Source organism: Acinetobacter sp. TUM15071 (assembly GCF_008980925.1).
Lineage (GTDB): Bacteria > Pseudomonadota > Gammaproteobacteria > Pseudomonadales > Moraxellaceae > Acinetobacter > Acinetobacter dispersus.
Window position 1 is genome coordinate 1 of record NZ_BKGB01000014.1, and the last position, 16,035, is coordinate 16,035.

The following is a 16,035-nucleotide window of genomic DNA, read 5'->3' on the forward strand; positions in this document are numbered from 1 at the left end:
GATGTTAGCACTAGATTTTCTGGAATATTAGGACAGATTATAAGCTTTTTCCTGTTCTTTGTTTTTACTTTGAAATTAATTATAGGAAAAAAATATAATATTATTTATGCTACATCTTCTCGCCTTATGACAGCATTTCTAGGAGCTGTAGTTTCTTTTTTTACAAAGGTACCTCTCTATTTAGATATCCGAGATATTTTTATAGATACTGTTGATGATGTGTTTTCCAAGAAAATGACTTTCTTAGTTTTGCCATTTTTATCTGTAATTGAAAAGTTTGCGATTAATAAAGCCAGTATTGTAAATATAGTTTCAAAAGGATTTCTTCCTTATTTTGAAAGTAAGTACAAAAATAAAAACTATAGTTTCTTTACAAATGGAATTGATACCATATTTTTGGATCAATGTAATAAAAATATTGGGTATAAAATTAATGATCCATTAGTTATTGTTTATGCTGGTAACTTTGGTGATGGACAAGGTCTGCATAAAATTGTTCCACATTTAGCTAAGAAGCTTGAAGGGCGAGCCGTATTTCAGTTAATTGGTAATGGTGGAAGGAAGAATGAGCTGGAAAAAACATTGAATGATTTAAATGTAAATAACGTACAAATTCTTCCTCCCGTGAATCGTTCTGAGTTACTACAGTATTATGACAATGCAGATATCCTTTTTCTTCATTTGAATGATTATGATGCTTTCAAAAAGGTGATACCCTCTAAATTATTTGAATATGCTTGTTATAATAAACCTATTTGGGGTGGTTTGTCTGGATATGTTGTTGAATTTATTGGTGAAGAGTTGGATTCCACATATGTGTTTCGACCATGTGATCTAGAAGATGCAGTTAAAAAGTTTAGTGAAATTGACTATTCAGTAAGTTTACGTGAGAATTTTATCCATAAATATACGCGTAGTAATATTATGGATAGTTTGGCTAATGATATTATGAGATTGGATGAAATTAATTAATATTTACAAGGCTGTTAATTATGTTATCAACTAAAGTTTTAATTACTGGTAGTAATGGTTTTCTCGGGAAATTTCTTTGTCAGTACTTATCTAATAAAGATTATTCTGTCATCGCGCATACACGTACACCTCAAGTTTTTAGCCAATCAAATATTCAAAATATTAATTTTGATTTAAATCAAAATTTGGAAGAATTGGACTTGGAAAGGGTTCAGGTTGTTATACATTGTGCTGGTCGTGCACATGTGATGAATGAAACAGCAGCTTCTCCTTTAGATGCATATCGCCAGATTAATGTAGAAGGAACATTAAATCTTGCTAAAAAAGCGGTACAAAGTGGTGTAAGACGGTTTATTTATTTGAGCAGTATTAAAGTAAACGGTGAGGGGGCTACTCAGCAGAAGCCATTTACTGCCGAGGACTCGATTAATACAGATGATCCCTATGGCTTATCCAAATATGAAGCAGAGCAAGCGCTAAAGCAGTTAGCACAGGAAACGGGTTTAGAAGTCGTGATTATTCGTCCCGTGCTGATTTATGGACCAAATGTAAAAGCCAATTTTAAAAGTATGATTTCTCTGGCATCCAAAAAGATCCCTCTGCCAGTAGGATGTTTAAACAATAAACGTAGTATGGTCAGTGTTTATAATTTGGCTGATTTAATCGAAGTTTGTTTATCTCATCCGAATGCCTCTGGACAAACTTTTTTAGCTAGTGATCAGGATGATATTTCCGTGAAACAGCTGTTTGAGAAATTAGCGTCTTTGCAAAACAATAAACTGATCAAAGTACCTGTACCTAAAAATTTAATTTTCTTATTGGCAAGTCTTGTGGGGCGTTCTGCTATGGCATCTCGCTTATGTTCCGAGTTAGTCGTCAATACATCCAAAAACACACAAGTCCTTGGTTGGAAAGCTCCTTATTCGACCGAGCAAAGCCTCGCTAAAATGTTTAGTGAAATGAGATAAAGTTATGTTCTATGTGTTAATTTTCTTTGTTCTTTCTTTTGTGCTGACTTATCTCATGCGGATGTATGCCCTTAAGAAAAATATTATTGATAATCCTAATGAGAGAAGCTCTCATAGTATCCCAACACCACGAGGTGGAGGCGTTGCAGTTGTTGTTAGCTTCCTTTTAGGACTGACATTGCTTATTTATCTTGAAAATCTATCTCTATCGACGGGTTTAATTCTGATTGCAGCAAGTTTTACAATTGCATTATTGGGTTTCTTGGATGATCACGGACATATTAATGCTTTAGTCCGTTTAGCAGTCCATTTCATTGTTGCAATTGGAGCCGTAGTCGCATTAGGTGGATTCTCCGAAATTGAATTATTTAATAATACGCTTCAGTTGGGATGGGCTGCCAATATTATTGCTGTACTTTTCTTGGTCTGGTTATTAAATCTATATAATTTTATGGATGGTATTAATGGTATTGCCAGCATAGAAGCGATTACAGCAACTGTAAGTATTGGTAGTATTTATCTTTTATCTAGCTTTCATCTATCGAGTCAGGTACTTTTTCTACTAACAGCTTGTACCGCTGGCTTTTTATTGTGGAATTTCCCCAAAGCTCGTATTTTTATGGGAGATGCATGTAGCGGTTTCTTAGGACTCGTGTTGGGTATTCTTGCTTTAATTGCGTTAAAACAAGATGTAGCCCTATTTTGTGCATGGTTAATCTGTTTGGGTGTGTTTATCGTGGATGCCACCTTTACTCTGATTCGTCGTGTAATCAATGGTCACAAAATGTATGATGCACATCGAAGCCATGCCTATCAGTACGCATCTAGAAAATATAATAGCCATACACGTGTTACATTGAGTGTACTGGCAATTAATGTTTTATGGCTCTTTCCAATGGCATACTTTGCAACTCAACACTTTCTAATGCCTGAACTCTTGATATTGATTGCCTATATTCCATTAGTACTTTTGGCTTTGTATTTTGGTGCAGGTAAAACAGAAAATGGCTAAACAAAATGTTTTATTAATTCTGGGTGCTGGTGGGCATGGGAAATCTGTTGCAGAGGCTGCATCGCTATCAGGGCAATGGAGCAAAATTATATTTGCTGATGATAGTTGGCCTCAAAAAACAGAGGTAGCTGGATTTCCTATCGTAGCCAATATTGAGATGGTATCGGCACTCATTTCTACCGTCACGGCAGCTATCCCTGCGATTGGTAATAATCAGGTTAGAAAGGATTGGGCTCAAAGGCTAAAAAACTTAGGGATTCCTTTAGCCACCGTAATTCACCCATCTGCAATAATTAGCCCTACTACTAAATTAGGGGAAGGCATTTGTATTATGGCGGGATGTGTCATTGGTGTTGATGTTAGAATAGAAGATGGTGTGATTGTTAATCTCGCTTCAGCGATTGATCATGATAGTGAGATTGGAATGTTTTCACATCTGAGCGTTGGTGTGAAAATTACTGGCAATAAAATAGTAAAACCTTTTACTTTTTTAGAAGCTGGTTCAATCCTTGCTCATTAAAAATGAACATTAAATCAAAAAAAATAGTGGGATAAGTGACTTGTATCGTACTATGCTTAAACCTTGTGTACTTTATGTGTAAAAGTCATTTCTAGTTTTATTAGAAGTGCGTATAAAGATCGAACCGAATATGGGATGAGTAGAAGATCACTGTGAAAAAGATTATTCATCAATTTGCCTCAGCGCCAAGATTATTTAAACAATTTTTCCTTATTTTTTTGGATGCTTTTGCTTTTCCTGTGATTTTATGGCTGTGTTATGTCATCCGTTTATTTGATCTAGGTGCAGAAGTTATTCCTGGTATTGGTCATGGGGTTGTGCTGGTCAGTCTGATTACTGTTTTAAGCTTGGCACTCACAGGTGTTTATCATTTTATTGTTCGAACTTTCAACGAAGTCTTTATTGTTAAACTTGCAATTGCTGTTTCATTGACGATGATTGCAATGTACACACTGAATATACTTACACCTGCCTATATTCCAATGTCGATTCCATTTATGTATGGATTTATGGTGTTTGCCTGGGTATGGATTAGTCGTGCAGCAATCCGTTTCATTATCAAAGTTTCATTTTATTCAGAGATTGGACGTAAACGGATCGCTATTTATGGAGCGGGTGATGCTGGACAGCAAATCGCAGCTGCATTACACCGTTCTGATGACCACTTACCTGTTTTCTTTATTGATGATTATGCATCATTACAAGGACAAACCGTTGGTGGCTTAAAAGTTTTTTCTGTTGAAAAGGCACTGCAACGCTTTAAAAAAGATCGTATAGAAGAAATTTTACTCGCACTTCCTTCAGTAGGGCGAGTTCGTAAAACAGAAATTATTCAACAGTTTGAAATTGCGCACTTAAAAATTACAGAATTACCTGGCTTAACCCGTCTTGTTGATGGTGAAATACAAGTTTCAGATATACAAGAAGTTGATATTATTGATTTATTAGGACGTGATCCTATTCCTCCTATTTCACATTTGATTGCTAAAAACATCCAGAATAAAGTAGTGATGGTGACAGGTGCGGGTGGTTCAATTGGTTCAGAACTATGTCGACAAATTATCAAGAATCAACCAAAGATGTTGGTGCTGTATGAGCTCACAGAATTTGCTTTATATGATATTGATAAAGAGCTGAGACAAACCGCAACCTGCGAGATTGTGCCGATCTTAGGAACTGTACAAGATCAGCAAAAGCTTGAACGTATTATTGAACAATATCATATACAAACGGTTTATCATGCTGCTGCCTATAAGCACGTCCCGTTAGTAGAGTGTAATCCAATCGCTGGATTAAAAAACAATGCCATTGGTACCGCAAATAGTTTGAATGCTGCAGTTGGAAAAGGTGTTGAAACTTTTGTTTTAATTTCAACGGATAAAGCAGTTAGACCGACCAATGTGATGGGCGCCTCAAAACGTATGGCTGAGCTCTATTGCCAAGCTGTAGCTGAAACCAAACCCGCTACACAAATCAGTATTGTACGTTTTGGTAATGTTTTAGGTTCTTCTGGTTCTGTTGTTCCATTATTTAAACAACAGATCGCAAAAGGTGGACCGATTACCGTGACGCATCCTGAGGTCACTCGTTATTTTATGACCATTCCTGAAGCATCACAGTTGGTGATTCAAGCTGGGGCATTGGGCTCGGGTGGTGATGTATTCTTGCTTGATATGGGTGAGCCTGTTCGAATTCAGGACCTTGCACGTCAAATGATTAAGCTGAGCGGTTTGAAAGTGAGAGAAACTGGCTCACTGGACGGTGATATTGAGATTGCCTATAGTGGTTTGCGTCCAGGTGAAAAACTTTATGAAGAATTGCTGATTGATCAGGATAATACCGAATATACTGAACATACCCGTATCTTACGTTCGTTTGAAAAACATTTTCCATTACATGAAATTGAGTGCGTATTTGGTAAAATCAGTCAAATGACAGCTATCGATCATGACGTGGACTGGGCCCTAACCCAGCTTGAACATTATGTAGATGGCTATAAACGTAGCGGTGAAGTTAGAGTTAATTAATCTGAGAAAGAAATGATCAAAAAAGCAATTTTACCTGTCGCAGGTTTAGGTACACGTTTTTTACCAGCAAGTAAGTCAATTCCGAAGGAAATGGTGACGGTTGTAGATCGCCCTGCGATTGAGTATGTCGTACGTGAAGCAGTTGAAGCTGGCATTGAACAAATTATTTTGGTCACCCATTCATCTAAGGCGTCGATTGAAAATTACTTTGATCGCAACTTTGAGTTGGAAACCACTTTAGAGCACAAAAAGAAATTTGATCTACTCAAAGAAATTACTGATATTTTACCCAAGCATGTCAGTGTTGTGAGTGTGCGTCAGCCACAACCGCTAGGACTTGGACATGCAGTGCTATGTGCGAAAGACATTGTAGGTGATGAGGCCTTTGCGGTGTTATTGCCCGATGTGCTGGTCAAGAACCAAACCAGTGACAATGATTTGTCACTCATGATTCAGCGTTTTGAACAGTCACAAGCAGCGCAAATTATGGTTGAAGCGGTGCCTGACAATCTTGTTGATCAATATGGTATTGTTGATGTTGCAGTTACACCGAATGAGGGTGAAAGTATCAAGATGCAGGGCATAGTTGAAAAGCCTGCTGTGGGTACAGCGCCTTCAAATCTTTCCGTTGTTGGGCGTTATATTTTACCTGCTCAAATCATGGCACTTTTAGAAAATACGCCACGCGGCGCGGGCAATGAAATTCAGCTCACTGATGCAATCGCAGCATTACAACAATCGGAAGCTGTTGAAGCGTATAGGATGAAAGGGCAAACTTTTGACTGTGGTAGTAAATTGGGCTATTTAAAGGCTGTATTACACTATGGTATTGAGCATCCAAAATTGGGCGCAGATTTTAAGGGCTTAATCCAAGAATTAGCCCTGTAGTTTAGGGCATGTGGTTATGAAAGTTGCAATCTTTGGAAATACTTTATATGCAGGCGTGATGTCTGCATTATTGTCTGAATCTGGGCATTTTGTTTATTGGTGTTCCCATCTCGATGATCATTCTGCTGATCAACAATATGCATTTCATGATGAAAATGTCAGTCGTTTATTAGAGAAACAGCGTAATAGTGGTTTTCTAAATTATCGAGATTTAGAGGGTATTCCTTTAGATATTGATGCTTACTTATTTAGTTTTAACCAAACACAAGAACAGCAAGTTTTTCAATTATTGCAGTCGTTGAAACTACGCCCAATCATTCATCCTAAGCTGATGATCAATGCATCCACTTTTGGTTTGCAGGGTACTGAGCACTTTAAGCAAATCCTGTCTGAGGATGACTGGGTTTATTTACCAGATACCATCCAAGAGGGGAATGCTTTACATAGTCTGACCCAAGCTAAGCAACTGATTGTGGGATGCACTCAAGTTGCAGTTCAAAGCAAAGTGAAAGAATTGCTGCGACCATTTTTCCCTTTGGAACAACAATATTTGTTTATGCCAATTTTAGATGCTGAGTTCACCAAACTCAGCATTTCTGGCATGTTAGCGACACGGATCAGCTACATTAATGATTTGGCTGTTGTGGCAGAGAAGCTCGGGATTGATATTGCTTCAGTCCGTCAGGGTATGGCTGCTGATAGCCGTATCGGCTCGGCTTATTTAGCGCCAGGTGCAGGTTTCGGCGGTGAAAACTTTTCTCATGATATCTTGACCTTGTCGAATACAGTTGCAAATACAGGCGTGAAAAGCCAGCTACTTGCTCAAGTTTGGGACATCAATGAGCAACAAAAAGAAATCCTGTTCCGTAAGTTCTGGAATTACTATCATGGTGATTTACAAGGTAAATCAGTCGCGATTTGGGGTGCATCTTTTAAAGAAAATACATCAAGTATTCAGCAATCGCCTATTCACCAAATGTTAGCAGCATTGTGGGCACAAGGGGTGTCGGTTCATCTACATGATCCGCAAGCCTTGGATGAAATTCAACAGATGTATGGGCAACGTGATGATCTGATCCTTTATCAAGATCAGTATGATGCAGTGAAAAATGTGCATGGTCTGTGTGTATTAACTGCATGGAAACAATACTGGAGTCCAGACTTTAAACAGCTTGAACAGTTGATGGTGCATCCTTTAATTTTGGATGGTCGCAATATTTATGATCCAGACTATGTAAAATTACAAGGCTTTGCATATATGGGCGTGGGGCGTTAATGATGATAAAACAGATTCAGCCCTTTAGCGTTAAGGAGCCAGCATCAGTACTTGAGCAGTTATCATCTTTGCAAAAGCAAATTAAGGATATCCATCTCAAAGAATTATTTGCAGCTGATCCTGCACGCTTTAAACATTTTTCGGTTGAATTTGATCAGATTGTTTTAGATTTTAGTAAGCATCGCCTCGATCAGAATATTTTAAATAGTTTGGTTGACTTGGCTCAGGCACAAGATTTAAAACAATGGATTAAGACATTATTTTCTTCTGAACAGATTAATTATACCGAGCATCGGGCCGCGATGCATTGGGCATTACGCCTACCTCAATCTCATTCGGATTTTACTGAGATTAATCAAGCTGTGCACCAGCAGCTTGAACGCATGTATAGCTTGGTTGATAAAATTCATGCGGGTCAATACCGTGGGGCAACGGGTGAAGTCATTCAAGATGTGGTGAATATTGGGGTTGGCGGATCTGATTTGGGACCTGTTATGGTTACCCATGCTTTGTCTGATTTCAAGATCGCCACGGCAAAACCTCTGGACGTACATTTCGTTTCGACTATGGATGGCAGTCAGTTATCTGACCTGCTACATCAGCTGCGCCCAGAAACGACATTATTTATTATTTCCTCGAAGTCATTTGGCACCATTGATACCTTGTCGAATGCACAAACGGTTCGTCAATGGTTGGAAAAGTCGCTTGGACAGAATGAAAAAATTCTGCAGAATCATTTTATTGGGGTCTCGACCAAACCTGAAAAAATGACGGAATGGGGCATTGCCGCTGACAAGCAGCTGTTACTATGGGATTGGGTCGGTGGCCGTTATTCGTTGTGGTCATGTATTGGTTTGCCGATTGCACTGACCATTGGTGTAGAGGGGTTTAAGCAGTTATTAGCAGGTGCTTATGCTATTGATCAACATTTCCAAACAGCGCCATTTCAGCAGAATATTCCTGTATTGATGGGTTTATTGGGCGCGTGGAACAATAACTTTCTGGATATCCAGACGCACGCGGTATTGCCTTATGATGGTCGACTCAAGTATTTCGCAGCTTATTTGCAGCAGCTCGAAATGGAGTCCAATGGTAAATCCATTCAGCGTAATGGTGAGAAGGTAAAGTCAGCAACCTGTCCAATTGTCTGGGGTGAAGTGGGACCCAATGCGCAACATGCATTTTATCAACTGCTACACCAAGGCACACATTCAGTCAGCTGTGACTTTATTGCACCTGTGAAACGTTATAATGCCAATCAATTTACCTATGCTGAAAGTGCAGAAGCCTTGATCGAGCAGCATCATCTTGCTTTATCGAATTGTTTGGCCCAGTCACGTTTATTGGCCTTTGGTAATCAGGCATTGGCAGTAGATGAATTACAGGATTTACCTGCCTATAAACAATATGAAGGTAATCAGCCAAGTTCAACTATTTTGCTTAAAGAACTGAATCCTTATAGTTTAGGGATGCTGATTGCGATGTATGAACATAAAGTATTTGTGCAGTCGGTATTGTGGAATATCAATCCCTTCGATCAGTGGGGTGTTGAAAAAGGTAAGGAAATTGCCAATCAGCTATTACCGATTCTAAATCGTGAACAAGAAGATCTGTCTTCTTTTGATACATCAACTCAAGGTCTACTTAGAATATTGTTAGGAAAGACAGATGGCTAAAATCTTAGTCACAGGTGGTGCGGGTTATATTGGTTCGCATACTTGTTTAGAATTACTCCATGCAGGCCATGAAGTGGTTGTATTTGATAACCTTTCTAATAGTTCTGAAGAAGCTTTGCGTCGAGTACAGAAGCTGGCAAATAAATCGCTAATTTTTGTGCAAGGGGATATCCGTCATCAAGTTGAGTTAGACCAAGTCTTTCAAGATCATCAGATTGATGCGGTAATTCATTTCGCAGGTTTAAAAGCGGTAGGTGAGAGTCAGCAAATTCCTTTGGCATATTTTGATCATAACATTGCTGGCAGTGCTCAATTGTTCAAGTCAATGGAAAAAGCGGGTGTATTTACCTTGGCCTTTAGCTCCTCTGCTACTGTGTATGGGGAGCTCAATCCTTCACCTTATCAAGAAGATATGTCTCTAAGTTTGCCAAATAATAATTATGGTTATACCAAACTGATTATTGAACAGATGTTAGAAAAGATGGCGCTGGCTGACTCAAGATGGTCGATTGCCTTGCTACGTTATTTTAATCCAGTCGGTGCACATAAAAGTGGGCAGATTGGGGAAGATCCTCAAGGGATTCCAAATAATCTCATGCCCTATGTCACACAAGTAGCGGTAGGACGTCGTGAAAAACTGTCGATTTTTGGCAATGACTATCCAACCAAAGATGGTACCTGTGAACGGGACTTTATCCATGTGGTCGATTTGGCGAAAGCTCATGTGCTGGCTGTTTCCAATCGTCTCAACAATAAAGGTTGCCGAGCTTGGAATATTGGAACAGGTGCTCCAATTTCCGTTCTACAAATTAAAGAAACCTTTGAGAAAGTGAATGGGATTGAGATTACAACAGAATTTGCGGAGCGGAGAGCCGGAGATTTAGCCGCATTTTATGCAGATGCTTCGCGAGCTAAAGCTGAGCTTGGTTGGCAGCCACAATATACTTTGGAAGATATGCTGGCCGATAGTTGGAATTGGCAGAAGCAGAATCCAAACGGCTTTAACTGAATAGAACAGCAATAAAAAGGAGCAATATGCTCCTTTTTATTTGGAATAAATTATCCCTGAATTAAAGCGGTTAACTCATCTATATAGTGCTGCATTGGTTGCGGATTTTGATCGGCACGACTCTCAATATTTAGGCGAAGCAATGGCTCAGTATTCGATGCACGCACATTTAAACGCCATGCACCAAAATCAAGACTCACACCATCAGTACGGTCCACTTGTGGATTTTGATCAGCATAATGATCAAAAATCTTTTGCACCGTTGCTTGGGTATCAGCTACTTTAAAATTGATTTCACCACTACATGGGAATTTGGCAATCATATTTTCAACCAGCGTTGAAAGTGATTTGCCTGTTTCCGAGAGCAGGGCAATGGTCAGTAACCAAGGGATCATACCACTGTCACAGTAAGCAAAATCACGGAAATAGTGGTGTGCACTCATTTCACCACCGTAAACTGCATTGTGTTCACGCATGACATCTTTAATGAAAGCATGTCCAGATTTTGACTGTACTGCGATGCCTTGGTATTGATCGACAATATCAAAGGTATTCCAAACTAAACGCGGATCATGCACAATCTTTTCACCTGATTGTTTGATCAGGAAGGCCTGTGCCAATAAACCCACGATATAATAGCCTTCAATAAACTGCCCTTTTTCATCAAACAGGAAGCAACGGTCAAAGTCACCATCCCAAGCGATGCCCATATCAGCTTGATGTTGCAATACTGCATCACGGGTGCTGTCACGGTTTTCAATGAGGATTGGGTTCGGAATACCATTTGGGAAATTGCCATCAGCTTCATGGTGGATTTTAATAAATTCCACAGGGATGTTGAGTTGTTGGAATTTTTGTTCGATGGCATCAATAACATGACCTGCTGCGCCGTTCCCTGCATTGACCACCAATTTGAGTGGTTTAATTTTTTGTGGGTCAATATAAGTGAGCAGGTGATCCACGAATTCAGGCAAAATATTGTAGTTTTGCGTCGTACCTTTATTGGTAACTTCAGCGAATTGTCCTGATTCCGCTAGTGCCTGAATTTCTTTTAAGCCTGTTTCCGCGCTGATAGGACGTGCATTTTCACGCACCAGTTTCATGCCGTTGTAATCCATTGGATTGTGGCTGGCAGTCACTTCAATACCACCTTGCACGTCTAAGTGGAAGGCTGCGAAATAGACTTCTTCTGTGCCTGTCATACCCAAATCAAGCACATTGATACCTGCATCATTCAAACCACGAATGGTTGCCTGTTTTAAGCCTTCGCTACTTAAACGGATATCACAACCAATCACGACAGTTTTGGGTTGATAGATCTGTCCATAGGCACGACCAATGTTATAAGCAATCTCTTCATTCAGTTCTGTGCCGAGTTTTCCGCGAATATCGTAAGCTTTAAAGCAAGTCAGTTGAGTCATATTGTTCAATTCATAGTGATGTGATTTGAGTTGTAAATACATTATACAGATATCGCCAAGAAGTCATATTTATAGTTCTTTATAGGTTGATGATCTAAGTTGAATTTGGCTCTAGTCATGAGGGTAATCGTTTTATCAGACTTTAGTCGAATGTGAAATAAGTAGAGCAGAGCAAAAGGATTGATTTATTTTAATTATTATTGGTCATACCAATTATTGTTATATTGATAGGGTTGCTCCTTTTAATTCATATAATTAAGATGCATGAATATTGCAAATGAGCATGGTTTGTTTATTTATTCAATATTGGTCATACCAATATTGATGAGATTCGTTAAATATCGAAGTAAAAACAAAATGACGCCCAGCATTTCAAGGAGATGAGAATGCTAAATGTGTGGCAACAATTATATGACCCTTTAAATAATATCTGGCTATCTAGTGCAGTCGCGTTGATCCCAATTATTTTCTTCTTTTTGGCTTTGGCTGTATTTCGTTTAAAAGGCAGTGTGGCGGGAACCTGTACCGTAATCATCGCTATGTTGATTGCTTTATTCTTTTATCAAATGCCCGTTGAAATGGCATTTGCTTCTGTTGTTTATGGTTTTATTTACGGTTTATGGCCAATCTCATGGATCATTATCGGGGCAGTTTTCCTGTATAAAATTTCGGTAAAAACGGGCCAGTTTGATGTGATTCGCTCCAGTATTCTATCGATTACCGAAGATCAGCGTTTACAGATGTTATTGGTTGGCTTCGCTTTTGGAACTTTTCTGGAAGGTGCGGCTGGCTTTGGTGCACCTGTTGCGATTACTGCAGCGTTGTTGGTTGGATTGGGCTTTAAACCGCTCTATGCTGCGGGCCTCTGTCTGATCGTCAATACTGCGCCTGTGGCTTTTGGTGCAATGGGGATTCCGATTATTGTGGCAGGGCAGGTATCTGGTGTAGAGACCATGGAAATCAGCCAGATGGTCGGCCGTCAGTTGCCGTTTCTAGTTATTATTGTGCTGTTCTGGATCATGGCGATTATGGACGGCTGGCGCGGGGTAAAAGAGACCTGGCCTGCGGTGCTGGTCGGTGGTAGTGCTTTTGCCATTGCGCAATATCTGACTTCAAACTTTTTGGGGCCAGAATTGCCTGATATTACCGCTGCAATTGCCTCATTGGTCAGTCTCACCCTGTTATTCCGCGTTTGGAAACCGAAACATATTTTCCGTTTTGAAATGACTGATGAACAAGCAGCTAGCCATGTGGCCTCATCACAACAGAGTTATAGCATTGCACAGATTGCCAAAGCATGGTCGCCGTTTATGATTTTGACCGTGATGGTGACCATCTGGAGTATCAAACCATTCAAGTCATTATTTGCCAAAGACGGTGCCTTGGCCGATTGGATTTTTAAAATTGAAGTGCCATATCTGCATAATTTGGTGGAAAAAATGCCACCGATTGTGTCTGAAAGTACCGCTTATGAAGCAATCTATAAATTTGATTGGTTCTCTGCGACAGGGACTGCCATTTTTATTGCCGCGATTATTACCATCATTTTCTTGAAAATGAAAACCCGTGACGCGGTTAGTACCTTTGCTGAAACATTAAATGAGTTAAAAACCCCGATTTATTCGATAGGAATGGTATTGGCTTTTGCCTTTATTGCCAATTATTCAGGTTTATCTGCGACCTTGGCTTTGGCACTCTCGCATACGGGTCATGCTTTTACTTTCTTCTCGCCATTCTTGGGCTGGCTAGGCGTATTCCTGACGGGTTCTGATACCTCATCCAATGCGCTGTTCTCCGCATTGCAAGCGACTACGGCACAACAAATTGGGATTCCAGAAGTACTGTTGGTGGCCGCCAATACCAGTGGTGGCGTAACAGGCAAGATGATTTCACCACAATCGATTGCGATTGCCTGTGCAGCGGTAGGCCTAGTTGGAAAAGAGTCAGACTTGTTCCGTTTCACAGTAAAACATAGCATCATATTTACAGTCTTTGTTGGCATCATCGTCACGGTTCAGGCTTATCTGGTGCCGTGGATGATTCCATAACTCTAATCAAGGAAATGTGATGAGAATCTCCGATCAAGTGGTCATGAAATTACAGGCACTCATTGAGCAACGCCAGATGAAACAAGGTGATCGCTTACCTGCCGAGCGTCAACTTGCGACCAGCTTAGGCGTATCTCGTCCATCCTTACGTGAAGCGATTCAGCAATTGAATAGTCAGGGCGTGCTCAGTAGCCGTCGCGGTGATGGCACCTATATTCAGCAATTGCCTGAGCAGTGGTCACAACAGTTGATTGTGAACCCAATCAGTAACTTGATTGAAGAAGATCCGCTGTATCGATTTGATGTGCAAGAAGCCCGTTTGATACTGGAAGGTGGAACAGCATGGTATGCGGCATTGCGTTCAACACCTGAAGATCGCGCCAAAATCCATCATTATTTTGATGAGATTAGCCGCCATCAAAATGCTGGGGATTCGGCTCAGGCAGCAGTGGCGGATGCGGAATTCCATTTAGCGATTGCTGAGGCCTCACACAATATTGTGTTGATCCAAATGATGCGTAGCCTGTTTGACTTGTTGCAATACAACGTCTTGCTTGGGCGTAACAAAGTTTATAACCATCCTGTTAATGGTGACTTGCTCAGTGAGCAGCATTTTCAGGTGATGGATGCGATTGATCGTCAAGATCCCGAGGCTGCACGCCAAGCGGTGTGCGGTCATATTGAATTTGTGATTAATCATGTACGTGCGCTGGGCGAAGATGAAGCTCGCCAGAAACGTGCAACACGTTTAACTAGAGTTGATTCAAAATGATTATTTCTTCTGGCAATGATTATCGTGCTGCGGCACAGCGTCGTTTACCGCCGTTTTTATTTCACTATATCGACGGTGGAGCGTATTTGGAACATACCTTAAAACGTAATGTGCAGGATCTTTCTGAAATTGCCTTACGTCAGCGGGTACTGAATGACATGTCGGCATTGAGTCTGGAAACCAAGCTGTTTAATGAAACCTTATCGATGCCAGTGGCTTTGGCACCTGTGGGTTTAACTGGTATGTACGCACGTCGTGGTGAGGTGCAGGCGGCAGTGGCAGCAGATCAAAAAGGCATTCCATTTACCTTATCGACGGTTTCAGTCTGTCCAATTGAGGAAGTGGCCCCTGCAATTCAGCGTCCAATGTGGTTCCAGCTCTATGTCTTGCGTGACCGTGGCTTTATGCGTAATGCCTTGGAACGTGCCAAGGCGGCAGGCTGTTCAACATTGGTGTTTACCGTGGATATGCCTGTGCCAGGGGCACGTTATCGTGATGCCCATTCAGGCATGAGTGGGCCAAATGCGGCGATGCGTCGTTATCTGCAATCGATGTTGCATCCGCATTGGGCATGGAATGTGGGGATGTGTGGCCGTCCGCATGATTTGGGCAATATCTCGAAATACTTAGGTAAACCGACTGGGCTCGAAGACTATATTGGCTGGTTAGGTTCTAACTTTGACCCATCGATTTCATGGAAAGATCTGGAATGGATTCGCGAGTTTTGGGATGGTTCGATGGTGATTAAAGGGATTCTGGATCCTGAAGATGCCAAAGATGCGGTGCGCTTTGGTGCCGATGGTATCGTGGTGTCCAATCATGGTGGGCGTCAGCTGGATGGGGTGATGTCTTCTGCACGGGCTTTGCCTGCAATTGCCGATGCGGTGAAAGGCGATCTAGCGATTCTGGCAGATTCAGGCATCCGTAATGGTCTGGATGTGGTGCGCATGTTGGCGCTTGGTGCAGATACGGTGTTGTTGGGGCGTGCCTTTATTTATGCCTTAGCGGCTGCGGGCGGGCAAGGGGTGTCGAATTTGCTGGATTTGATTGAGAAGGAAATGCGTGTGGCAATGACGTTGACGGGTGCTAAGTCGATTCAAGAGATTAATGCAGATTGTCTGGTACAAGCCATTAAACAAGGTTTTTAAGAATAATTTGCTAAGTGATGCGGTAGGCACTGCCTCATCATTGGGTGACTTGCGTGTTTCTAGTGTAGAGGCGTTTGTCACTTTTGAAAGGTCAAAAGTAACCAAAAACCTTTTGTTGAGCAAACCGTACCTCCCTGTACGGTTGCTCAACAGGCGGCATCCTTGCCGCCTTCCGCGATAGCAAATATAGGGCTGATTCGTATTGAAGAATGAGCTACTTAAATAGTTACTTATAAACAGTAAGACTCCGTTGTGCTGATCTAGTTTGAGCATGCATAAGATATAGCTAGATTTTATA

13 protein-coding genes are annotated in these 16,035 nt (G+C 40.8%); 12 read left to right on the forward strand and 1 reads right to left on the reverse strand.

Annotated features, from left to right (window positions below; translation table 11 throughout):
- From GBI66_RS13480 to galE, 9 genes are all read left to right on the forward strand, one after another.
- Window positions 1-972: glycosyltransferase (locus GBI66_RS13480; RefSeq protein WP_151716477.1), on the forward strand; the 972-nt coding region annotated here is incomplete at its 5' end.
- A gap of 20 nt (window positions 973-992) precedes the next feature.
- On the forward strand, window positions 993-1,940 hold the full coding sequence (locus GBI66_RS13485) for an NAD-dependent epimerase/dehydratase family protein (protein WP_151716478.1): 948 nt from the start codon (window positions 993-995) through the stop codon (window positions 1,938-1,940).
- A gap of 4 nt (window positions 1,941-1,944) precedes the next feature.
- Window positions 1,945-2,952, forward strand: a complete 1,008-nt coding sequence (locus GBI66_RS13490) for a glycosyltransferase family 4 protein (protein WP_151716479.1) — start codon at window positions 1,945-1,947, stop codon at window positions 2,950-2,952.
- On the forward strand, window positions 2,945-3,472 hold the full coding sequence (locus tag GBI66_RS13495; RefSeq protein WP_151716480.1) for an acetyltransferase: 528 nt from the start codon (window positions 2,945-2,947) through the stop codon (window positions 3,470-3,472). The genes GBI66_RS13490 and GBI66_RS13495 overlap by 8 nt, the downstream gene beginning before the upstream one ends.
- 152 nt (window positions 3,473-3,624) lie before the next feature.
- On the forward strand, window positions 3,625-5,499 hold the full coding sequence (locus tag GBI66_RS13500; RefSeq protein WP_151716481.1) for a nucleoside-diphosphate sugar epimerase/dehydratase: 1,875 nt from the start codon (window positions 3,625-3,627) through the stop codon (window positions 5,497-5,499).
- Between the two features lie 12 nt (window positions 5,500-5,511).
- Window positions 5,512-6,387: a UTP--glucose-1-phosphate uridylyltransferase GalU gene (galU, locus tag GBI66_RS13505; protein WP_005209838.1), complete on the forward strand. Its 876-nt coding sequence runs from the start codon at window positions 5,512-5,514 to the stop codon at window positions 6,385-6,387.
- A 16-nt stretch (window positions 6,388-6,403) separates the two neighbouring features.
- Complete coding sequence (locus tag GBI66_RS13510; protein ID WP_151716482.1) at window positions 6,404-7,663, forward strand: nucleotide sugar dehydrogenase; 1,260 nt, start codon at window positions 6,404-6,406, stop codon at window positions 7,661-7,663.
- Between the two features lie 2 nt (window positions 7,664-7,665).
- Window positions 7,666-9,339, forward strand: coding sequence for a glucose-6-phosphate isomerase (gene pgi / locus GBI66_RS13515; RefSeq protein ID WP_171494318.1), 1,674 nt, complete (start codon window positions 7,666-7,668; stop codon window positions 9,337-9,339).
- A complete protein-coding gene (galE, locus tag GBI66_RS13520; protein WP_151716484.1) occupies window positions 9,332-10,348 on the forward strand; it encodes a UDP-glucose 4-epimerase GalE in 1,017 nt (338 codons plus the stop codon). Before pgi ends, galE begins: the two co-directional genes overlap by 8 nt.
- Before the next feature lie 50 nt (window positions 10,349-10,398).
- Here the strand turns inward: galE and GBI66_RS13525 are convergent, their stop codons facing one another.
- Entirely contained in the window at window positions 10,399-11,769 is a 1,371-nt protein-coding gene (locus GBI66_RS13525) for a phosphomannomutase CpsG (RefSeq protein ID WP_151716534.1), read from the reverse strand.
- Window positions 11,770-12,149: 380 nt separating this feature from the next.
- On the opposite strand from GBI66_RS13525, the gene lldP reads away from it, so the two are divergent.
- From lldP to lldD, 3 genes are read left to right on the forward strand one after another with little or no spacing between them, the layout of a single operon-like run.
- Window positions 12,150-13,817 (forward strand): L-lactate permease, encoded by a 1,668-nt coding sequence (gene lldP / locus GBI66_RS13530; RefSeq protein ID WP_171494316.1) that lies wholly within the window; start codon window positions 12,150-12,152, stop codon window positions 13,815-13,817.
- 19 nt (window positions 13,818-13,836) lie between these two features.
- Complete coding sequence (gene lldR, locus GBI66_RS13535) at window positions 13,837-14,589, forward strand: transcriptional regulator LldR (protein WP_151716486.1); 753 nt, start codon at window positions 13,837-13,839, stop codon at window positions 14,587-14,589.
- Window positions 14,586-15,737 (forward strand): FMN-dependent L-lactate dehydrogenase LldD, encoded by a 1,152-nt coding sequence (gene lldD, locus GBI66_RS13540; protein ID WP_151716487.1) that lies wholly within the window; start codon window positions 14,586-14,588, stop codon window positions 15,735-15,737. Before lldR ends, lldD begins: the two co-directional genes overlap by 4 nt.
- Window positions 15,738-16,035 lie beyond the last annotated feature (298 nt).